General features: G+C 65.6%; 19 protein-coding genes. 3 read left to right on the top strand and 16 right to left on the bottom strand.

Annotated features, from left to right (window positions below; genetic code table 11):
* Positions 1-9: 9 nt before the first annotated feature.
* Positions 10-1,551 (bottom strand): Do family serine endopeptidase, encoded by a 1,542-nt coding sequence (locus RAD15_RS32325; protein WP_458182496.1) that lies wholly within the window; start codon positions 1,549-1,551, stop codon positions 10-12.
* A 205-nt stretch (positions 1,552-1,756) separates the two neighbouring features.
* Here RAD15_RS32325 and RAD15_RS32330 point away from each other — a divergent pair, with 205 nt between their 5' ends.
* Complete coding sequence (locus RAD15_RS32330; protein ID WP_458182498.1) at positions 1,757-2,593, top strand: universal stress protein; 837 nt, start codon at positions 1,757-1,759, stop codon at positions 2,591-2,593.
* A gap of 17 nt (positions 2,594-2,610) precedes the next feature.
* Here the strand turns inward: RAD15_RS32330 and RAD15_RS32335 are convergent, their stop codons facing one another.
* The 11 genes from RAD15_RS32335 to RAD15_RS32385 all read right to left on the bottom strand — a co-directional run bounded on the left by RAD15_RS32335 (position 2,611) and on the right by RAD15_RS32385 (position 14,993).
* The gene (locus RAD15_RS32335; RefSeq protein ID WP_458182500.1) at positions 2,611-2,823 is read right to left on the bottom strand and encodes a hypothetical protein; all 213 of its coding nucleotides are present in this window, start codon (positions 2,821-2,823) and stop codon (positions 2,611-2,613) included.
* 189 nt (positions 2,824-3,012) lie between these two features.
* Positions 3,013-4,884 (bottom strand): putative bifunctional diguanylate cyclase/phosphodiesterase, encoded by a 1,872-nt coding sequence (locus RAD15_RS32340; protein ID WP_458182524.1) that lies wholly within the window; start codon positions 4,882-4,884, stop codon positions 3,013-3,015.
* 2 nt (positions 4,885-4,886) lie between these two features.
* Positions 4,887-5,960: an FIST signal transduction protein gene (locus RAD15_RS32345; protein ID WP_458182501.1), complete on the bottom strand. Its 1,074-nt coding sequence runs from the start codon at positions 5,958-5,960 to the stop codon at positions 4,887-4,889.
* A 321-nt stretch (positions 5,961-6,281) separates the two neighbouring features.
* A complete protein-coding gene (gene rpe, locus RAD15_RS32350; protein ID WP_458182503.1) occupies positions 6,282-6,983 on the bottom strand; it encodes a ribulose-phosphate 3-epimerase in 702 nt (233 codons plus the stop codon).
* Positions 6,980-7,912 carry a CbbX protein gene (cbbX, locus tag RAD15_RS32355; protein WP_458182505.1) on the bottom strand — a complete coding sequence of 311 codons (933 nt, stop codon included), beginning with the start codon at positions 7,910-7,912 and terminating at the stop codon, positions 6,980-6,982. The genes rpe and cbbX overlap by 4 nt, the downstream gene beginning before the upstream one ends.
* 98 nt (positions 7,913-8,010) lie before the next feature.
* Positions 8,011-8,418, bottom strand: a complete 408-nt coding sequence (locus RAD15_RS32360; protein ID WP_458182506.1) for a ribulose bisphosphate carboxylase small subunit — start codon at positions 8,416-8,418, stop codon at positions 8,011-8,013.
* An 11-nt stretch (positions 8,419-8,429) separates the two neighbouring features.
* The gene (locus RAD15_RS32365; RefSeq protein ID WP_458182507.1) at positions 8,430-9,890 is read right to left on the bottom strand and encodes a form I ribulose bisphosphate carboxylase large subunit; all 1,461 of its coding nucleotides are present in this window, start codon (positions 9,888-9,890) and stop codon (positions 8,430-8,432) included.
* Positions 9,891-9,929: 39 nt separating this feature from the next.
* Entirely contained in the window at positions 9,930-11,015 is a 1,086-nt protein-coding gene (fba, locus tag RAD15_RS32370) for a class II fructose-bisphosphate aldolase (protein WP_458182508.1), read from the bottom strand.
* A gap of 14 nt (positions 11,016-11,029) precedes the next feature.
* Entirely contained in the window at positions 11,030-13,051 is a 2,022-nt protein-coding gene (tkt, locus tag RAD15_RS32375) for a transketolase (RefSeq protein ID WP_458182509.1), read from the bottom strand.
* Between the two features lie 16 nt (positions 13,052-13,067).
* Positions 13,068-13,943: a phosphoribulokinase gene (locus RAD15_RS32380; RefSeq protein WP_458182511.1), complete on the bottom strand. Its 876-nt coding sequence runs from the start codon at positions 13,941-13,943 to the stop codon at positions 13,068-13,070.
* 12 nt (positions 13,944-13,955) lie between these two features.
* Entirely contained in the window at positions 13,956-14,993 is a 1,038-nt protein-coding gene (locus RAD15_RS32385; RefSeq protein ID WP_458182513.1) for a class 1 fructose-bisphosphatase, read from the bottom strand.
* A gap of 118 nt (positions 14,994-15,111) precedes the next feature.
* On the opposite strand from RAD15_RS32385, the gene RAD15_RS32390 reads away from it, so the two are divergent.
* Positions 15,112-16,089: a LysR family transcriptional regulator gene (locus RAD15_RS32390; RefSeq protein ID WP_458182514.1), complete on the top strand. Its 978-nt coding sequence runs from the start codon at positions 15,112-15,114 to the stop codon at positions 16,087-16,089.
* 260 nt (positions 16,090-16,349) lie between these two features.
* On the opposite strand, the gene RAD15_RS32395 is transcribed toward RAD15_RS32390, so the two are convergent.
* The 4 genes from RAD15_RS32395 to RAD15_RS32410 form a co-directional block, all read right to left on the bottom strand.
* The gene (locus RAD15_RS32395) at positions 16,350-16,559 is read right to left on the bottom strand and encodes a hypothetical protein (protein ID WP_458182515.1); all 210 of its coding nucleotides are present in this window, start codon (positions 16,557-16,559) and stop codon (positions 16,350-16,352) included.
* A gap of 138 nt (positions 16,560-16,697) precedes the next feature.
* Complete coding sequence (locus tag RAD15_RS32400; protein WP_458182516.1) at positions 16,698-17,117, bottom strand: DUF4118 domain-containing protein; 420 nt, start codon at positions 17,115-17,117, stop codon at positions 16,698-16,700.
* Between the two features lie 141 nt (positions 17,118-17,258).
* Complete coding sequence (locus RAD15_RS32405; protein ID WP_458182517.1) at positions 17,259-18,452, bottom strand: MFS transporter; 1,194 nt, start codon at positions 18,450-18,452, stop codon at positions 17,259-17,261.
* Positions 18,453-18,503: 51 nt separating this feature from the next.
* Positions 18,504-19,124 (bottom strand): TetR/AcrR family transcriptional regulator, encoded by a 621-nt coding sequence (locus tag RAD15_RS32410; protein ID WP_458182518.1) that lies wholly within the window; start codon positions 19,122-19,124, stop codon positions 18,504-18,506.
* Between the two features lie 807 nt (positions 19,125-19,931).
* Between RAD15_RS32410 and RAD15_RS32415 the strand changes: the two genes are divergently transcribed.
* Complete coding sequence (locus RAD15_RS32415; RefSeq protein ID WP_458182519.1) at positions 19,932-21,338, top strand: tyrosine-type recombinase/integrase; 1,407 nt, start codon at positions 19,932-19,934, stop codon at positions 21,336-21,338.
* The last annotated feature ends 209 nt before the right edge of the window (positions 21,339-21,547 follow it).

The raw sequence follows: 21,547 nt of genomic DNA on the forward strand, positions 1-21,547 counted from the left end.
GCGCTCGACTTACGCGAGTGGCACCGCGACGAACCTCGTCGCCTCCGCGCTCTTGACCTGCAACAGCACGCTGCGCTTGCCCGACGATTTGGCCTGCGCCAGCTCCGAGCGGACGTCACCGACATTGGCGACGGCCTTGCCGCCGACATTGAGGATGACGTCACCGGTCTGGATGCCGCGCTGCGCCGCCGGCCCTTGCGGATCGACTTCGGTGACGACGACGCCCTTCTGGCCGGCGCCCTGGACGTCGCCGGCCGGAGCCAGGCTGAGCCCGAGCCGCGGCGTGCCGGCATCCGGCTGCGCCTTGCCCTCGTCGGACTTGCCGTCTCCCTTGGCCTGCTGCTCGTTCGGCAGCTCGCCGAGCGCGAGCGTCACCGTCTTGCTGCCACCCTTGTGGAAGACGTCGAGCTTCACGGACGTGCCCGGCGCCAAGGTGGCGATGGTGCGGGCGAGATCGCGGGAATCCTTGATCGCGGTGCCGTTGACGGCGGTGATGACGTCGCCCGCCTCGATGCCGGCCTTCGCCGCCGGGCTACCGTCCTGCGGGTTGTCGACGATCGCGCCGCGCGCTTCCTTCAGGCCGAGGCTGTCGGCGATATCCGATGTCACCGGCTGCACCTGCACGCCAAGCCAGCCGCGGGTGACCGCGCCCTTGTCCTTCAGCTGCGCCACGACGAGCTTGGCCGTCGAGGCCGGAATGTCGAAGCCGATGCCGACCGAGCCGCCCGAGGGGGAGAAGATCGCGGTGTTCACGCCGATTACGTTGCCGTTCATGTCGAAGGCGGGACCGCCGGAATTGCCCTTGTTGATGGGCGCGTCGATCTGGATGAAGTCGTCATAGGGGCCGTTGCCGATGTCACGGCCGCTGGCCGAGACGATGCCGGCTGTCACGGTGCCGCCGAGGCCGAAGGGATTGCCGACCGCGACCACCCAGTCGCCGATGCGCGGCTTCTGGTCGGAGAATTTGACGAACGGAAAATCCTTCTTGCCGTCGACCTTGATCAGAGCGAGATCGGTCTTCGGATCGGTGCCGACGACCTTCGCGGTGTAGACCGTGCCGTCGTCCATGGTCACCTGCACCGACGCAGCGTGGTCGACGACGTGGTTGTTCGTCACGGCATAGCCGTCGGCCGAGATGAAGAAGCCGGAGCCTTCGCCCGTGATCGTCTGGTGGCGCTGGCGCGGCATGCCGTTCATGCCCGGGCCGCGGAAGCCGAACTGCCGCGAGAACTGGTCGAACGGGGAGTCCTCATCGGAATCCATCCGGTTCTGCTGCAGCATCGCGCTCTTGTCGTTGTCCTGGTCGATTTTGACCCGCACCGAGATGACGGCGGGTTTGACCCTGGCCACGAGATCGCCGAAGCCCGGTGGGGTCGCGGCGCTTTCCGCAGCCTGTGCCGGCGCGATGAAGGAGATCGCGCTGAACGGGGAAGAGCCGGGAGCGGTCGCCAGCACCGCCATGCCAAGCGCGGCCACGGTGCCGAGCAGCGCGAGCCGGCGCGGCCTCAAGATCTTGCGGGCCGCGGTGTCGGAATTGACGCGATCGTTCATGTCGAAATATCCATGTTGAGGAGATGTCGCCTTGCCCCCAACATGGTCGTTGCCACCTTACGGCGTCCCGTCCACGCGATTAAATGTTGGCAAAGAATCCGCCGCCCGGCGCCGCTGGAAAATCGTACATTTGATGCAGCTCAACGCGCCCCGTGCGGGCGGTGAAAAACTGCGGCCACCGGATCCTGTCCATCGGAGGCGCGTCATGTACAAAGACATTCTCGTCCACATCCCGACCGAGCGCCCGATGCGCCCCGTGATCGACGGTTCGGTCTCGCTCGCGGCGTACCTCAACGCCCACCTCGACGCGGTCGCGGTCGGCTATGTCACGACCGGCGCAGCCTACGTCATGGATGGCGGCGCGGCCGTAGCGGCCGTGTTCGAGCTGGAACGCGAGCGCGCAATGGAGCGGGCCGAGGCCGCGCTCGCGGTGTTCACAAGCGAAGCGGTGAACGCCGGCATCTCCCACGCCTGCCACCCGCTCGGCGCGATCCCGGCGGATGCAGTCGGTTTTCTCGGCGAGATGGCGCGACTGCACGACCTCAGCATCATGCTCCAGCCCGATCCGGCGCAAGGCTCATTCGACAACGATGTACCCGGCGAGATCCTGTTTCAGGCGGGCGGCCCGGTGCTGTTCCTGCCGTACACCTTCCGTGGGGCCTTCAGGGCGAACCGGATCGGCATCTGCTGGGACGGCAGCCGTCTCGCGGGCCGTGCGATGCGGGACGCGGCACCATTCCTGGCGCGCGCCGAAGAGATCGTGATCATCACCATCAACGAAGCCGACGTGGCCCCCGGCGAGGCTTCAGCGAGCAATCTGGCGAGACATCTCGGCCGGCGCGGCCTCTCGACCCGCACGGTCGGCCTGTCGGCCGCGCGCGCCGACATCCAGCCGACCATCCTGTCGCTGGCGGCCGACGAGACCCTCGATCTCCTGGTGATGGGCGGCTACGGCCATTCGCGATTGCAGGAACGCGTCCTCGGCGGCGTCACCCGCGCCATGCTGTCGGCCATGACCGTCCCGACGCTGATGTCGCATTAGCGAAGCCAGCCCCGCCTTCACGCCGCGGCAGGCGTCTCCCACGCCGTGGCCGCGACGGTTTCCTCGTTGCGTTGCGCATTGCACGCGTCGAAATGCGCCTTGAGTTCGACTTCCGCAAGATATTCGAAATGTTCGGCCTGGCCGAGGAGTTCCCAGTTCTGGAGCGGCCGGTAGGCCGCCTGCTGACGACAGAGGGACGCCAGCGCCCGGTAGCGACGTACGTTCTCCATGAGACCCTCCCTCGCACTCACACGGCTTATTGCCCTGATTTGCGTCAGGCCGATGGCGGTTGTGCAAAACATTTACTGCGCCCGCTACGCGCCCGGCCTCAAGTTAATTCTTGGGAAATGCGTATCGACGCGAAAGTTCCAAAACTGCGCTAGCTTGCGCTCGGAATCCTGCCGCCACAAGACCGGGAGCTAGGCATAGAGACGGCGCTCCACGGTCACGCCGACCAGATCGAGATAGCGCTCGATCAGGTCGGGACGACCAACGAGATAGCCCTGCATCTCCTCGCAGGCCTCGCGGGCCAGGAAGGTGCGCTGCGCTTCCGTCTCCACCCCTTCGGCGATGACAGGCATCTTCAGGGCGTGCGCGAGGCTGAGGACCGCGCGGACGATCTCGGCCGATTGCGGCGTCGCCTCGAGATTGGAGATGAAGCTGCGATCGATCTTGATCTTGTCGAACGGGAACGACTGGAGATAGGACAGCGAGGAGTACCCGGTGCCGAAATCGTCCATCGCAATACGGAGGCCGAGCGCCTTCAACCGCCGCAGCAGATTGAGCGCGCGGGTGAAATCACCGATCAGCACGCCCTCGGTAACCTCGACCTCGAGCCGCATCGGCGAAAGCCCCGTCTCCAGCAGGATCTGGTGGATCGACCGTTCGAGGTCGCCGGCCTGGAACTGGACCGGCGACAGATTGACCGCGACCTGCAACGGGCGCGGCCAAGACGCCGCCTCGCGGCACGCCTCGCGCAAGACCCATTCGCCGATCTGGACGATCATCCCGTTCTCCTCTGCGAGCGGAATGAACTGGTCGGGCGGCACGAAGCCGCGCGTCGGATGGTTCCAGCGCAGCAGAGCCTCGAAGCCGATGACCTCGCCATCCATCCGCGCCTGCGGCTGGAAGTAGACGAGGAGCTGGTTCTGCTCCAGCGCCAGTCGCAGATCGTGCTGCAACAGCCTTCGATCGCGCAGCTCCTGGTCCATCTCGGATTCGAAGAAGCGGACCCTGCCCCTGCCCTCGCGCTTGGCGCGATAGAGCGCGGAATCTGCGTTGGCGAGCAGCGTGGCGGCATTCACGCCGTCATCCGGATAGAACGCGATGCCGACGCTGAGGCCGACATGGGGGAGATAGTCGTCGACCTCGAGCTCCTTTCCAATCGCCTCGACCAGGCGTTCGGCGAGCGTCAGAACGTCCTCGCGGCGGACGTGGTCAGGCATCAGGATCATGAACTCGTCGCCGCCGATGCGGGCAACGAAGGCGCCGTCGGCTTCCGCCGCAAGACGATCCGCGGCAGCCCGCATCAGCATGTCGCCGACGGGATGGCCGAACACGTCGTTGACCTCCTTGAAGCGGTCGAGATCGAGGCTGAGCACCGCAAAACTGGTTGCCACCTCCTGCGCCCGCTCCAGCCGTTCGTCCAACGCTGCGTTGAAAGCGCTGCGGTTCGGCAGGTCGGTCAACGCATCATGATGCGCAAGATGGCTGATCCGCGCCTCGTTCGTGATCCGCTCCGTGATGTCCTCGATCACGCCGACGAGGTATTGCGGCGCGCCACTGTCGTCCCTGATCAGCAGCTTGCGCGAATTGACCAGACGATCACGGCCCTTGACGCCGACTTCGAGCAGATGCCCCTCCAGGAACATCGGCGAGCCGCTGTCGACGACGCGGCGATCCTGCTCGTTGACGACGCGGGCGATGTCGTCCGGAAAGATCTGCTCCGGGGTTTTGCCCAGCATGACCTCGCGCGGCATTCCGTAATATTCCTCGCCGGCGCGGTTGAGCAGGACGTAACGGGAATCCTTCGCATCCTTGGCAAACACCGCGATCGGGATATTCTCGATGATGCTGTCGAGGAACTCGCGCGCCCGCAGCAGGTCCTGCTCGGCGCGCTTGTGAGTCTGTTCGAGCTCCTCGATCATCAGCTTGATCGCGCGGTCGGTGCGGCGGCGGTCGCGGTCGCTCTCCTCATAGGCCGCGCTGACGAGCTCGCCGAGCCTGGCCAGATCGACGTTTCCGGATTCGTCCGTCGACTGGCGAATCTGTCTGGCGAGCAGGCGATGCATGGTCAACCGACCGCCTCCCCGATGACAGTGACGGTCATGGTCTGGTTGTGCAGTTCGCAGCGGCCGGACGCGGCCGGCGGAGCAATCTCGCCGTAGGAGTAGAAACCGATCCGCACGACGTCCTCGCCGAGTTCGGCGGCGACGGCGTCCAGTTCGTCCTGCGTGCGCTGCCCCATCACCCTGCGGCGGCCGGTGCAACTCACCAGGATCGCAAGCTTGTCGCCGGCAACCTCGCCCGCGAGAGCGCTGCGCGCCTGCCGGCCAGCCTCGCCGGCGCCCGCCGCGAGACTGTCGAAATTGGCTCGCATCAGCTGCGCGGTGCATCCCTCCGGAATGTCGGCGGCGAACGTCAGGGTCCGGGCATCGCGGTCCACGGCGAACACCGAGCGCACGATCTGCCGACCCGGTTCTGCCTCGTCGTGAATCCGCAAGGGGAATGCCAGGCCGGAACCCGGCATGGCCGCAGCCTCCTCCTCACCGAGATAGCGCGTGTAAAGATCCAGCGGCGGCTCGCCGTCGAGCTCCGCCACTACCGGACCATCCGACTTCGTCACCTTGCGCCGCGGGCCGAACACATCCCAGCCGCCGGCGCAGCCATGGGCGAAATGGAACGAGGCGCCGTAAAATCCGATTGCGGCGACGCGGTTCGGCAGCGGCGCGGAATCCGCCCCGACGATCGTCTGTTCAAAACGGGTGCCGTCGCCGGCGAGCCCGCCGGTGACGGGCAAGTCGGGGCCCACGACCTCCGTGATCCCGGCAAGCAGCTCACCGCCGTTCACCGCCAATCCATCCGACAGGACAAACAGGCCCGCCAGATCGGGTGCCATCAGCTGGCGCGCAAGACGCGCGCCGCGGGCGCGCGACGCCTCGCGGGTTTCGACGACGTCATGCACGAGCCGCACCTGCGTATGGTCGAAGCGCAAGGCAACGGCGACGATGACGTCATCGCAGATGTCGTCGCCATGGATCTGTCCGCCGGTGCTGCAACCGACGATATGGCCGACGGGATAGCGACCGCGAAGCTCGCGATAGCGCTCGCCGTTCTCCAGTCCTTCACGGCAGCCGAAATAGAGCACGAGTTGGGGAGGCTCGCGCAGGGCATCTGCTCCGCGCCAGCCATGGGCAGCATTCCAGTGAAGGTATTGAATCTGCATCCCACGCTCTCTGCAGTCCTTGAACCACAGATTGTCGCGCCGCGCATTGCCCCGCCGTTAATCGAACGGGTGCTTCGGCACCGTTGGTTACCCGCGCATGAAGCGCAAGGCCGACTCGTGATGGATTCTCCGTAAGACCCCGGGCAAATCGTATGCAACGAGGCCATCGATGCCTCGGTATCATCACCTCATCATGCCCATCCGTAATCTACCGGATGCGTGCGTCGCCACCGATGCGCACAGCTACGCTGCGTTGTCTCGCCGCTTTGGAACTCGGCCGGTCTCGGCAGCAAGGCGAATCGCCGCGATGTTGGCGGCGTATTCTGCAGCGCTCTTGCCGCGGAACACGGCGGAACCCGCCACGAGCGTATCGGCGCCCGCGGCGGCGACGGCAGCGGCATTGTCGCGCGTGATTCCGCCGTCAACCTCGAGCCGGATCGGCCGGTCGCCGATCATGGCCTTGATCCGTCCGATCTTCGCGAGTTGAGATTCCAGGAAGGACTGGCCGCCAAATCCCGGATTGACCGTCATCACCAGCACGAGATCGATCCGGTCGAGCACATAGGCGATCGCGCCCTCGGGCGTGGCGGGACACAGGCTGACGCCGGCCTTCTTGCCGAGCGCGCGGATGGCCTGAAGCGAACGGTCGAGATGCGGGCCGGCTTCCGCATGCACCGTGATGAAGTCCGCTCCGGCCTTCGCGAACGCCTCGAGGTAGGGATCGACGGGCGCGATCATGAGATGCACGTCGAAGACCTTCTTTGTCGTCGGCCGGATGGCGTTGATGACATCGGCGCCGAAGCTGATGTTCGGCACGAAGTGTCCGTCCATGACGTCGCAATGAATCCAGTCGGCGCCGGCCGCGTCGATTGCCGCGATCTCCTCGCCGAGCCGCGCGAAATCCGCGGCCAGGATCGAGGGAGCGATGATGATCTCACTGGTCATGGCTTTGCACTCCGCGCATCGGCGCCGCCGCTGAAGACGCGGCTCGCCAGAACGTCCATGGGGTCGATCGTTTCGAGGTCGGCGACGTCGAGCATGCGGTCGAGATCGGACACCAGCCGATCGGCCTGCCGCAAGCGGATGCGGTCGACGGCGTTGCGGATCGAGCGCGCATTGGAGAAGAACGGCTGCGTCCGGCGCAGCGCGATGTATTTCTCGAACGCCTGGCGCGCCGCCGCCGAGAAGCGATAGCCCCGCTCCTTCAGCATCAGCTCGGCGATAACGAGCAGCTCGTCCTCCGCATAATCGGGAAATTCGATGTGGTGGGCGATGCGCGAGCGGAAGCCGGGATTGGAGGCGAAGAAGCTCGTCATGCGCTCGCCATAGCCGGCGAGGATCACCACGAGGTCCTCGCGCTGGTTCTCCATCACCTGGAGCAGGATCTCGATCGCTTCCTGGCCGTAGTCGCGCTCGTTGTCGGGCCTGTGCAGGTAATAGGCCTCGTCGATGAACAGCACGCCGCCCATCGCCTTCTTCAAGATCTCCTTGGTCTTCGGCGCGGTGTGACCGATGTACTGGCCGACGAGATCGTCGCGCGTCACCGAGATCACCTGCCCGCGCCGCACGAAGCCGAGCCCGTGCAGGATCTTGGCCATGCGCAGCGCGACGGTCGTCTTGCCGGTGCCGGGATTGCCGGTGAACGACATGTGCAGCGTCGGCGGCGCGGAGGCCAGGCCCGCACGCTGCCGGATGCGTTCGATCAGCAGCAGTGACGCGATCTGGCGCACGCGGCTCTTGACCGGCTTCAATCCGATCAGTTCCTGCTCGAGCTGTTGCAGCGTGCCGGTGATCCCGGCCGCCTCGGCCTCCTTGCGGAGGTCGAAACTGGTTTCGGTGGGCTCAGTGGTCGTTGCATGGGGCACATCGAGCATTGGCACCTCGAAGAAAAGAGCTTCGCCGCGGGGGAGCGGCGAAGCAGTGGTCCGCCCAAGGATGCGGAGCAGGGAGAGCTCCGCGCGGAACGGATGGCTCAAGTTGACGCGTGCACGGCCTGCTTGCGCACGGTGGTGTAGCGGATCGCGCGGCCGCCCACCTCCTGCCGCACCAGCTCAAACTCCGCCTCCTGCGGCGGCCGGTTGACGAGGAAGGAGATCCGCACCGATTCCCAGCCATGGCTGGAATCGAAGCCGCTGATACGGATGTAGCGGTCGCTGTACACCCTGCGGCACTCCGCGAGCTCCATCATCACGCCGGCGGCGTCCTGGAGATCGAACATCGGCAGGCCCCACATTTCCCAATAGGTATTGCGGGGATGCGGATCGTCGGTGAATTCGATATTCACCGCCCAGCCTTTGGTAAGACAATATTGCACCTGCTTGGTGATCTGGTCGTCGGTCAGATCAGGCAGGAACGAAAAGCAACCTTGCGTCAGTTTCATCTTGGCTCTCCCTAGACGGTTTCGAGCGCGGTCGGCACGAAGTCCGGCGTGTCAGTGGATTGATAGTTGAAGGTGACGTCCTTCCAGACCTCGAGCGCCGCCTTCAGCGGTGTGCAGGTCTCGGCCGCCCTGGCCAGAATTTCCGGCCCTTCATGGACGTAGTCGCGGCCCTCGTTGCGGGCGAGGATCATCGCTTCCAGCGCCACGCGGTTCGCGATCGCGCCGGCCGCGATGCCCATGGGATGGCCGATGGTGCCGCCGCCGAATTGCAGCACGACGTCCTCACCGAGCAGGTCGAGCAGCTGGTGCATCTGGCCGGCATGGATGCCGCCCGAGGCGACAGGCATCATCTTGTTCAGGCTCGCCCAGGACTGATCGAAGAACAGGCCATGCTCGAGCTTCGTCGGGTTGAAGTCCTCGCGGCAGACATCGTAATAGCCGCGCGTGGTGTTGGGGTCGCCCTCGAGCTTGCCGACCACGGTGCCGGCATGGATGTGGTCGACGCCGGCCAGGCGCATCCATTTGGCGATGACGCGGAACGATACGCCGTGGCTCTTCTGCCGCGTATAGGTCGAGTGACCGGCGCGATGCAGATGCAGGATCATGTCGTTGCGCCGCGCCCATTTCGCCATCGACTGGATCGCGGTGTAGCCGATCACGAGGTCGATCATGACGATGCAGGACCCGAGCTCCTTGGCGAACTCGGCGCGCTCGTACATGTCCTCCATCGTGCCCGCGGTGATGTTCAGGTAGGTGCCCTTGACCTCACCGGAGGCCGCCTGCGCACGGTTCACCGCCTCCATGCAATAGAGGAAGCGATCGCGCCAATGCATGAAGGGCTGCGAGTTGATGTTCTCGTCGTCCTTGGTGAAGTCGAGCCCGCCTTTCAGCGCCTCGTAGACCACGCGGCCGTAGTTGCGGCCGGAAAGCCCGAGCTTCGGCTTCACCGTCGCTCCCAGCAGCGGCCGGCCGAACTTGTCCAGTCGCTCGCGCTCGACCACGATGCCGGTCGCCGGTCCCTGGAACGTCTTCACATAGGCGACCGGGAAGCGCATGTCCTCCAGACGCAGCGCCTTGAGCGGCTTGAAGCCGAACACGTTGCCGATGATCGAGGCGGAAAGGTTGGCGATCGAGCCCGGCTCGAACAGGTCGAGGTCATAGGCGATGTAGGCGAAATACGAGCCCGGCGTGCCCGGGACCGGATCGACGCGATAGCACTTCGCGCGGTATTTCTCCGCGGCCGTCAGACGATCGGTCCACACCACGGTCCAGGTCGCGGTCGAGGATTCACCGGCCACTGCGGCCGACGCCTCGATCGGATCGACGCCATCCTGCGGCGTCACGCGAAACAGCGCGATGACGTCGGTGTCCTTTGGCGTGTAGTCGGGCTCCCAATAGCCCATGCGCTTGTATTCCATGACGCCCGAGCGATAGCGCTCTTTGCCGCGGACCGTGCCGGTATGTGCGTTCATGTTGTTCTCCTCGTTTCTCTCTTCTGCTCTCTGAATGACCTAGGCGGCGACGGGCTCGCGGGCATCGATCCGCGGGTCGAGTTCACCGGCGCGATACCGCCGCGCCATCTCGCTCGTCGGGATCACCTTGATCTTGCTCGCGTGGCCAGCCGTGCCGAACTGCTCGAAACGATCGCGGCAAAGGTCGCGCATCGCGTCCATCGCGGGCTTGAGGAACTTGCGCGGATCGAACTCGGAGCGCGTTTGTGCGGCGACCTTGCGGAACACCGCGGTCATCGCCAACCGGCAGTCGGTGTCGATATTGACCTTGCGCACGCCGCTCTTGATGCCGCGCACGATCTCCTCGACCGGCACCCCCCAGGTCTGCGGCATCTCGCCGCCGAACTGGTTGAACATGTCCTGGAGCGGCTGCGGCACCGACGATGAGCCGTGCATGACCAGATGCGTATTCGGCAGCCGGCGATGGATCTCCTCGACCACCCGCATCGCCAGGATGTCGCCGTCCGGCTTGCGGCTGAACTTGTAGGCGCCGTGCGAGGTGCCCATCGCGATGGCCAGCGCATCGACCTTGGTCGCGCGAACGAAGTCGACCGCCTGGTCGGGATCGGTCAGGAGCTGGTCGTGGCTGACCTTGCCCTCGACGCCATGACCGTCCTCCTGCTCGCCCCCGCCATGCTCGAGCGAGCCGAGCACGCCGAGCTCGCCTTCGACGGACGCGCCGACCCAATGGGCGAGATCGACGACGCGGCGGGTGATCGCGACATTGTAGTCGTAATCAGCGGCTGTCTTGGCGTCGGCTTTCAGCGAACCGTCCATCATCACCGAGGTGAAGCCGTGGGCGATAGCGGAGGCGCAGGTCGCTTCGTCATTGCCGTGGTCCTGGTGCATGCAGAGCGGGATGTCCGGATAGGTCCGCTCCAGCGCGTCGATCATGTGCGAGAGCATGAGATCGCCGGCATAGCTGCGCGCACCCCGCGAGGCCTGGATGATGACGGGCGCATCGACCTCGGCCGCCGCCTGCATGATCGCGATGCCCTGCTCCATGTTGTTGATGTTGAACGCCGGCACCGCGTAGCCGTGGCTGGCGGCGTGGTCGAGCAGTTGCCTGAGGGTGATACGTGCCACGAAGAGTCCTCCTGTTATCGTTTGCCAGTGCGGGCGATCGCGCGGCGGGCGGCTTCCGCAATGCTTTGCGGTGTGATGCCGAATTCGCGGTAGAGCACGGGTGCCGGCGCCGAGGCGCCGAAGCCGCGCATGCCGACGAACTCGCCATCTGTGCCGATCCAGCGATGCCAATCGCCGACGACGGCGGCCTCGACACCGACACGGGGCGCGGTGCCGAGAACGGCCGCGCGATAGTCATCCGGCTGCTCCTCGAACAGCGCGAAGCACGGTGCCGAGACGACGGCCGCACGGATGTGCTCCGTCGCAAGCAGGCGAGCCGCCTCCAGCGCGATCGAGACTTCCGAGCCGGTGGCCATCAACGTGACGTCGCGACCGCCATCCGGCGATACGATCAGATAGGCGCCGCGCGCAACGCGATTCCTGCCGCGGACATCGCTGCGGAAGGTCGGCAGCGCCTGACGCGACAGGCACAGGACGGATGGACGATCTTCCGCCTCGAGTGCGCAGTCCCAGGCCTCCAGCGTCTCGACCGCGTCGGCGGGGCGAAACACAAGCAGGTTCGGAATGACACGCAGCGCCGCGAGATGCTCGACCGGCTGGTGCGTCGGACCGTCCTCGCCGAGCCCGATGGAGTCGTGCGTCATCACATGGATGACGCGTAACCGCATCAAAGCGGCAAGGCGGATGGCAGGTCGGCTGTAGTCGGAGAACGCGAGGAAGGTGCCGCCATAGGGAATGAAGCCGCCATGCAGTGCGAGCCCATTCATCGCAGCCGCCATGCCGTGCTCGCGGATGCCGTAGTGGATGTAGTCGCCGGCGAACGCACCGCTCTTGACCGGAGCCTGCGCCTTGGCGTGCGTGAGGTTCGAATGCGTCAGGTCCGCAGAGCCGCCGACCAGGCCGGGAATGGTCCCGGCGATGCCGTCGAGCACCTGTTGCGAGGCCTGCCGCGTCGCGAGCTTCGGACGCTCGCCGGCAAAGCGCTCACGCAATTTCGCGGCGGCCAGCGTATAGGCGGCCGGTAGGGCAACGGCCTTGCCCTCGACGAACAGGTCGCGCTGCTCGGGCGTCGCGCATTCATAACGATCGAGCCAGGCAAGACGCTCCACCTGTCCGCGCTGCCCGATCATCCGCCACGTCTTGAGGATCGGGATCGGCACCACGAAAGGCTGATAGTCCCAGCCCAGCGTCCGTCGCGCTGCCGCGGTCTGCTCGGTGCCGAGCGGAGCGCCATGCGCCTTTTCGGTGCCCTGGCGGTCCGGCGCGCCGTAGCCGATGATGGTGCGGCAGGCGATCAGCGACGGCTTTGCGGTCTCGCGCTCTTCTGCAATCGCCTGCGCCACCGCTTCGGGATCGTGTCCGTCGACGCGGCGCACCGACCAGCCGGAGGCGGCGAAACGCGCAAGCTGGTCATCGGACGTCGCCAGCGAGGTCGGTCCGTCGATGGAGATGCCGTTGTCGTCGAACAGTACGATCAAGCGGCCAAGCCCGAGGTGGCCGGCGAGCGAGATCGCCTCCTGGCTGATGCCCTCCATCAGGCAGCCGTCGCCGGCGATGACATAAGTGAAGTGATCGACGAGACCGTCGCCATGCCGCGCATTGGCCATGCGTTCGGCGAGCGCCATGCCGACCGCGGTCGCGATCCCCTGCCCCAGCGGCCCGGTCGTGGTCTCGACACCAGGCGTGTGGCCATATTCCGGATGCCCCGGCGTCTTGGAGCCCCATTGCCGGAACGCCTTGATGTCGTCGAGGCTGACATCGCCGCCGGTCAGATGCAGCAGCGCATAGAGCAGCATCGAGCCATGGCCCGCCGACAGCACGAAGCGGTCGCGGTCCGGCCAGTTGGGATGCGCCGAGTCGAACTTCAGGAAACGCGAGAACAGCACGGTCGCGACATCGGCCATGCCCATGGGCAGGCCGGGATGGCCCGACTGCGACGTCTCGATGGCGTCGACCGCAAGGAAGCGGACGGCATTGGCGAGATCGTTGTGCGTGACCGCCGTGAGGTCGGCTTCGGCGTGGACGGAGATGTTCATCGGATTCTCTCCTCGTTCACTTCAGGCTGCGCTTGCGCTCGATCAGCTGCATGATCAGCGGCGTCAGGATCAATTGCATCGCGAGATCGAGCTTCGCGCCGGGGCACACGATCGAGTTCGCGCGGGACATCCAGCTCTGCGGCAGCATCGAGAGCAGATAGGGGAAATCGATGCCGCGCGGATTCTTGAAGCGGATCACGACCATCGATTCGTCCGGCGTCGGGATCCAGCGCGCGATGAACGGATTGGAGGTGTCCACCGTCGGCACGCGCTGGAAGTTGATGTCGGTCTCGGTGAATTGCGGGCAGATGTAGTGGATGTAGTCGGGCATCCGCCGCAGGATGGTGTCGGTGACGGCCTCAGTCGAATAGCCCCGCGCACTGCGGTCGCGGTGCAGCTTCTGGATCCATTCGAGATTGATGACGGGCACGACGCCGATCTTGAGGTCGGCATAGCGCGCGACGTTGACCTTGTCGGTAACGACGGCGCCGTGCAGGCCCTCGTAGAACAGCAGGTCCGAATTTTCCGGCAGCTGCTTCCAATCGGTGAAGGTGCCCGGCGCCGTACCATGCAGCGCGGATTCCTCGGCATCATGCACGTAGTGCCGCGTCACCGCCGAGCCGGTCTCGCCATAGTCGCGGAAGGCGCGCTCCAGCTCCTCGAACAGATTGGTCTCGGGGCTGAAATGGCTGAAGTGCTTGTTGCCGCGTTCGGCCTCCTTCGCCATCTGCGTGCGCATTTCGGCGCGGTCATAGCGATGGAACGCGTCGCCCTCGATATAGGCGGCGTTGACCTTCTCGCGGAAGAATATCTGCTCGAAGGTCTTCTTGACCGAGGTGGTGCCGGCGCCGGAGGAGCCGGTGATGGAGATGATCGGATGCTTCCTGGACATGGGACGCCTCGCTCAGAGCCGGAAGAAGCCGCGCCGCGCGAACAGCGGTGCGGAGACGCTCGCGACCAGCAGCGGATCGCAGTGCAATTCCTCGACGCGCCGCACCTCGTTGCTCGAGCCCATGATCAGCGGCACGCGCTGGTGCAGGCTTTGCGCCGAGAGATCGAGGATGCGCTCGCGCCCGGTGGTGGCGGAGCCGCCGGCCTGCTCGATGATCATCGCCATCGGGTGCGCTTCGTAGACGAGGCGCAGGCGGCCGTCGCCGTAGCCGGGGCGCGCGTCGGAGGGATAGAGAAACACGCCACCGCGGGTGAGGATGCGATAGGCCTCGGCGACCAGCGAGCCGACCCAGCGCATGTTGAAATTATGGTTGGCGGGCCCGTCGACACCGGCGAGGCACTCGTCGACGAAGGCGCGCACCGGCGTATCCCAGTGCCGGCGGTTCGACGCGTTGATCGCGAACTCCTCGCAGGCCTCGGAGATCTGCACGCCGTTGCGCGCGAGGCGGAAGCAGCCGGCCTTGCGGTCGAGCGTGAAGATGTCGACGCCGTCGCCGAGCGTCAGCACCAGCGAAGTCTGCGGCCCGTAGGTGACGAAGCCCGCGGCAAGCTGCGCGGAGCCGCGCTGATGGAAGGCGAGCGACAGATCGTCCGGCGCCGGCAGGATCGAGAAGATCGTGCCGACGGTCATGTTGATGTCGATGTTGGAGGAGCCGTCGAGCGGATCGATCGCGACGCAGATCCTGGCCTCGCGGTCGCCGATCTGCGGCTCGCGCATCTCCTCCGAGGCCAGCGCTGCGACCGGCAGCTTGCCGAGACAGCGGCGCAGGATCGCATCGGCCTGGACGTCGAGATCGCGCTGGAGATCGCCGTCGCTGTTGCGACCGGTGCTGAGGCCGGAGGCGTCGGCGAGATCGCCGGTGGCGATGAGGTCCGCGATCTCGATCGCGGCCGCCGCGATGGCATCGAGCGCGGCCGCCACGGCCAGCGCATGGGGCGCGGTCTCTGAATACCGTTGAAGGTGGTCGTCCAGCCTGAGTTGCCCGGTCATCTGCGTCCATCCCCTTTGCCGGCGCCGCTTCCATTCCCCTCCGGCGGAGGTCGGTGCGGTCAGTCCCGGCATGAGGAGATTGACAGGGGCGGCTTAATAAGGAAAATTTCTATTCATAATGAGCGCCAAAGAATTTTCTTATAATGGCCCCGGCCATGCGGCGACCCAGCTCCGGCATCTGACGATCCGGCAGCTTCGCTCGCTTGCGGCACTTGCGGCCAAGGGCAGCGTCACGGCGGCCTCGACCCAGCTCGGGCTGACCCAGCCGGCCGTGACCCAGCAGCTTCGGCAGCTTCAGGACCTCGCCGGCCTGCCGCTGGTGCAGCGGACCGGCGACGGGATGCTGCTGACGGGGGCCGGCAAGGAGGTGCTGGCGCTGGCCGAGCGGGTCGAGGCCGCGATCATGGACTGCCAGGGCGCGCTCGACCTGCTTGCGGGACGGACTGGCGGCACGGTGCAGCTCGGTGCGGTCTCGACCGCAAAGTATTTCGTGCCGCACGCGATCGCGGCGTTCTCGAAGCGGCATCCCAAGATCGAGATCAAGCTCACCATCGGCAATCGCGAGGAGATCCGCGAGGCCATGCACGGCTACGACCTCGATTTCGCGGTGATGGGTCGGCCACCGGCCGACGTCACGGTCGACGTCCGCCAGCTCGGGCGCAATCCGCACATCATCGTCGCGCGCAAGGGGCACTGGCTGGAGAAGGATTCCGGCCTCAACCTGACCGACCTCGTGCACGAGACCTTCCTCACCCGCGAGCCCGGATCGGGCACGCGGACGCTGATGGAGGGCATGTTCCAGAAGTCCGATCTCGAGCCGATCATCGGCATGGAGATGAGCAGCAACGAGACCATCAAGCAGGCGGTGATCGCCGGGCTCGGCATCGCATTCATCTCGGCCCACACGGTGGCGCATGAACTCGCCGAGGGCCGGCTCATCGTGCTCGACGTCGCGGGCCTGCCGATCGTGCGGCAGTGGTACGTGATCCGCCGCAGCGACAAGGTGCTGCTGCCGCCGGCCCAGGCGATGTTCGATTTTCTGGGCTCGGAAGGGTCGAACTATCTGCCCGACGTGCCCGAGTTCGGCATGCGATAGATCGCCGGCACTCAGCTCATCAGCTTCATCGCGATCGTCGCCGCCAGAATCACGATGATCTGGAGCAGACGCTCCGTCGTGAAGATGCGGTTGAAGGTGGTCATCGCTTGCCCCCGGCCGATGTGAACGAGATCTCGATCGGCAGGTTGCTAGCACAGGCGCGCGCCGAGACAACTCCGTAGTCGCCCCGAGATGTCCGTGCACGATCCAGCGATCGCGCCCTTCGCGGGCCGGCCCAAGGCCGCGCCGATGGTTAACGATCAGGCCGCCAGCGGCGCGGCATGGTCCATATGGCTCGCGAAATAGGCTTCCAGCTCTACCAACGCCCGCGCTTCCCAGTCCCGCGCCTGTTCCAGCAGCGACCAGCTCTGGCCCGGGCGGAATGCAGCGGTCTGGCGATAGAGCGATGCGATGCCGCGGTAGCGGCGCACGTTCTCCAGGATGGCGTGACCGCTTGTTTGGCCGTTCATGTCCGAAAACTCCCTCGTCATTCCCGGGGGAGAAACTGCGGCCAAATCTTTTTCGAAAAGTTAGCGGCGCGCAACAAGCTCGCGGATGGTTGCCGGACTGTTGCGCGCGCGCAACGGGCGCGCGCGTGCCAAGCCGATTTATTGCGAATTCGTTGCCGCGCTCTTGCCCGCCGAATTCAGTCCGCCGCGGCTGATGATCGCCGCGGTCTCGCGGCAGAGATCGGCAAGACCGATCAGCAGCACGGCAAGCAGGCAGAACAGGTTGATGGAATCGGTGTTCGCGCTGGTCAGCGCATTGAACTCGAAGAAGGGCGGCATGAACGCCCACCACACCAGCGGAATGGTGAGCAGCGCGGCGAACGCCGCCGCCGGCGCGCCCGCCACAAGCCCGAGCACGAACAGACCGGGCAGGAACGCTGCGAAATAGAGTTTTGCGCCGAGCGCGACACAGATGCCCTGAAGCACAGCCGACACTGCGACGACGGCTAGTCCGAGCAGGAACGCCTGCCACGACCATGGCCGTACCCACGGTACGCCAAACAGCCCCGCACGTCTCATCAGCCTCCCCCTGCCGCCCATTAACCGGGCCCGCTTGCGACCAAAGTACTACAGCGGCGCCGAAACCGCGAGGTGGAAATCGCATCACCCGGAGTTTCCCGGACGAGGCCTGGGCCGCGGCGCACAATCGTACGGCTCCCTCTACTCGGTGGCCGCATAGACCAGGCCTGCAACGGGCAGAGCGAGGCCAATGGCCGATGCCAGCGCCCAGCCGCCTTGCGCGAAGGCCCAGGCGCCGACCGCGGAGCCGGCGGCGCCTGCCGCGAAGAACGTCGCCATATAGAGGCCGTTGAGGCGGCTGCGGTGCTCGTGCCCGAGCACGAAGATGGCACGGAAGCCCAGCACGACATTGCCCTGCACGCCGATGTCGATGGCGATCGCGGCCACCAGCAGACAAGCAAGGTTCAGCGTCGAGCCGGCCGCGCCGATATAGGTCACGAGGAAGCCGGCGGCCGCGAGCAGCATCGCGACCAGCGTGGCGATGCGGCTATGGCCGCGATCGGCCAGCCGTCCTGCGATGGGAGCCGCGAACACGCCCGCAACGCCGGCAAGGGCAAACAGCGCGATGCCACGCTGGGTGAAGCCGAACGCGCTGGCGAGCTGGAGCGGTGCCACGGTCCAGAACAGGGTGAAGCAGCCGAACAGGCTCGCCTGATAAAGCGCGCGGCGCCGGAGCAGCGGCGTGGTCCGGGCCAGATGCGGCATCGACAGCAGCAGCGTGCCGTAATGCATGCGCGCGACCGGCTTGCGCTTCGGCAGCGTCATCCAGAGCACGGCTGCGAGCACGATCATCAGCGCGGCCGAGCCGAAGAACACCGCATGCCACGACGACGCCGCAGTGACGAAGCTCGACACGGGGCGCGCCAGCATGATGCCGAGCATCAATCCGGTCGAGACGTTGCCGACGACGCGGCCGCGGATGGCCTCGGGCGCCAGATGCGCGGCATAGGGAATGATGATCTGCACCGCGACCGAGCCGAGCCCGATGAAGAGCGCGGCGATCAGGAACGGCAGCGCATGCGTTGCGAAGGCAGCCGCGAGCAGCGCCGCGGCGCCGAGCGTGATGACCGAGCAGATCAGGGTGCGGTTCTCGACGAGGTCGCCGAGCGGCACGATGAAGAGAAGCCCGACGCCGTAGCCGATCTGCGTCATGGTGACGATCAATCCGGCGGCGGCGTGCGACAGGCCGAGCGCGGCGCTGATCGGGGCGATCAGCGGCTGGGCGTAATAGATGTTGGCGGCGACCATGCCACAGGCCGCGGCAAGCACGAAGGTCAGTCGCTGCGACACCGCATCGGGTTCGGGCGCGGTCTCGATCGTGGCATTCATCGTCATTCCAACAGACTCCATGGATCGGGAACGTTCATTCCCTAATTAGGCAGAAATTCAGGCGAGCAGTTTCATCGCGACGCCGACGAGGCGCGTCCCGTCGAGCGGCAGGCGCGCCTTGCCGACGACGCGCATGCCTTGCGTGATGCAGATCATCAGCCGCGCGGTGTTATCGACGTCGACATGACCGGGAATCGAGCCGTCGGCCTGGCCCTCACGGATGAGGCCGGCGATGAAGCTTTCGTTGGTCTCGAGCTGCGCGTTGACGCGGGCGCGGACTTCCGGATCGAGCGCGGCGAGCTCGACCGCGCCGCCGACCACGATGCAGCCGCGGCGCCCCTCGATGCCCTGGGAGTGCTCGACATAGGACAGCAGCATATGGCGCAGCCGCTCGCGGCCGTTTTCGCCGCGCGCGGCCGCGCTGCGGGTCTGCTCCCGGCGTACCGTGGCGTAGCGCTCGAAGGCGGCCAGAAACACCGCCTGCTTGTCGCGAAACGCCTTGTAGACGCTCCCCGTCGCCAGCCGCATCGCCGCGGTGAGGTCTCCGATCGAGGTGGCATGATAGCCGCGCTCGCAAAACACCCGCACGGCACGGTCGAGCGCGGTGTCCATGTCGAACTCCCGGGGACGGCCGGGCGGACGGGCGACGGGTTGGGAGCGGCGGGCAACCTTTTGCATTGCGGGATAATAGGGAATGCTCGTTCCCGAATCAAGACACTGGGTTGTGAATGGGTGGGGCAATTGGGCAGATAGATTGCAGCTCCCGCTCGTGTCCCGGACAAGCTGCAACGCGCAAGCGTTGCTGCGCAGAGCCGGGACCCAGATGGCGGCACGGCAGGACGCCGCGATATGGGCCCCGGCTCTGCAGCGCACCGTCGAAGGGACGCTGCGCTGCGTCCGGGGCACGAAATCGGAGCGCGGGCGATGACGGCGAGTGTGTGGCTTTCAGGCATGCCTTCGCGTCCTCGCGGCGCATTTCGCCCGAGCTTTGCTTCGTCGCTCGCCCCTCCAATCCAAGAGGGCGCAGGGAAGGCCGGGTGCCGGCTGGCACCCGCGGTCCGCTGCGCGAATAATGCGCAAAGGAGACCGCACAGCAGCATACAGGTGTAGCCAATCACTCGGCCTTCCCTGCGCGATGGTTGGACGGCTTATGCCGTGCTCTCCCGGGAGCCGAGTTCGTTCTGGCCTCCCTCACCCCGACGAAAGTCGCCGGCAGCGCGCCGGTTGACGCGACTGCCGCATCCGCCAGGGCTTGACCGTAGCAACGACGGCCAGGACCACACGTCTATATTTTGGCATTCGGTGAAACACGCCGAAACTACGAAAATCCTTTAAATGAAGGGCTTTTGGATTACCCTGATGCGGGCTGTTTCAGCGGGCTTCACCAAAATAAGGGCCCGGCCCTAAGTCTTTCAGCGTCCGCACGACAGACTGAAAGCCCCAAAGCCGAGCCCTTTGGTCCCGAGCCTTAGGAGCCGAAACCACATGAATACTACCATTGTCCCCTCCCTCGCCGGCAAGCGGGGCCGCAACAGCAGCGTCATCCTGACCGACCGCCTCTGCGAGAAACGCGTCGCTCAGCGGACGAAGTTCTACGACCGCAAATGCCGTGGCCTGTACGTCAGCATCACGACCGCCGGGATTGCGACCTTCTCCTTCAAGTTCACGGACAGGCAGACCGGCAAACAGCGCACCGGCTGGCTGGGCATCTACAATCCGGAGACCTTCACGGTCGAGGACGCCCGCAGCAAGGTCTACGGTCTCAAAGCCATGGGCGGCGACGCCCTCCTCGAGACCTTCCGCGATCGAAAGGTCGTGGAGGCGAAGCGCGGCAAGACCGTCGCCGAGATCATCGACGAGCGCATCAAGTGGATGAAGACGCCGGTCAAGAAGCCGGACGGCGAGATGCGCCCCCGGCTGGAAAGCTGGGAGAATACGGCAAGCCACCTCAACCGCCTCATCCGCCCCCGTCTCGGCAAGAAGCTGGCCATGGAGGTCACCAAACACGACATCGCGACCCTGTCGAACGACATCGTCGCGGGCAAGTTCGGCAAGCCCTCGGTCAGCAACGCACGGCACATGCGCAAGGCGGCCTCCGGCCTGTTCAACTGGGCGGCGGAAGCCGGCCGCGATTACGTGACGGCCAGCCCCTGCGTCAATCTGCCGAAGCTCGATGCTGAGCACCCCCGCACCCTCGTCCTGTCCGAGGACGAGATCAGGATTTTCTGGCATGGGCTGGACCGCGACGACCTCCCCTATGACCGCCGGACGCGGCTAGCGCTCAAATTTGAGCTGGTCACCATGCTGCGGTCTCGCGAACTGCTCGGCGCGCGCCGGGATGAGCTGTTCGACCTCGACGGCCAATACCCGCGCTTCGACGTCCCCCTCAAGCGGGTCAAGAAGCGGCGGGTGATCCAGCAGCCATTGTCGGATCTGGCGGTTGAGATCATCAAGGAGGCGCTCGCGTTGGATGATCGGCAGTTTGTGTTCGAGAGCCCCATGTACAAGGGCCAGCCGATCCACCGCAAGGCGATGGCCGACGCCCTGCGTGGCACCAAGAACGAGAAGAACAAGGACAAGACGAAGACTGCCGGTCTTTGCGAGCTGCTCGGCCTCAAGCCGTTCACGCCGCACGACCTCCGCCGGACGGCAGCGACCCTGGCCGGCGACTTGGGCTTTGATGATGCTGCGATCGCGAAGTGCCTCGACCATGCTGCGAGCAAGAAAGTCGAGGTTGTCGTGCCCACCGTGACGGGCAAGGTCTACAATCACTCCAAGCGGATGAAGGAAAAACGCGCGGTGCTGGATGGTGTTGCGGCCGAGCTGCGGCGGATCGTGGGGGCGCCCGTCCCGATGGTCACGGAAAATGAGGGGCCGAGGCTCGTGGCTTGATTCGGTCGCCAACGGATCCGCAACCATACTATCGCCAGTCTTGGCTGCATTCCCCTGCGCAGGGAGTATTGCAACACAAAACCATCAATTAAATCAATAAGATTTAGTGTTTGTATCCACCGTTGTGTCGCGATCCGATCCGCCAAAAAATTTTTCCGTCCATAGGCATCCACGGCACGGCGCCGCCCTGCCGTCAATGCAGCAGCCGC

This window comes from Bradyrhizobium sp. 14AA, from assembly GCF_054185205.1.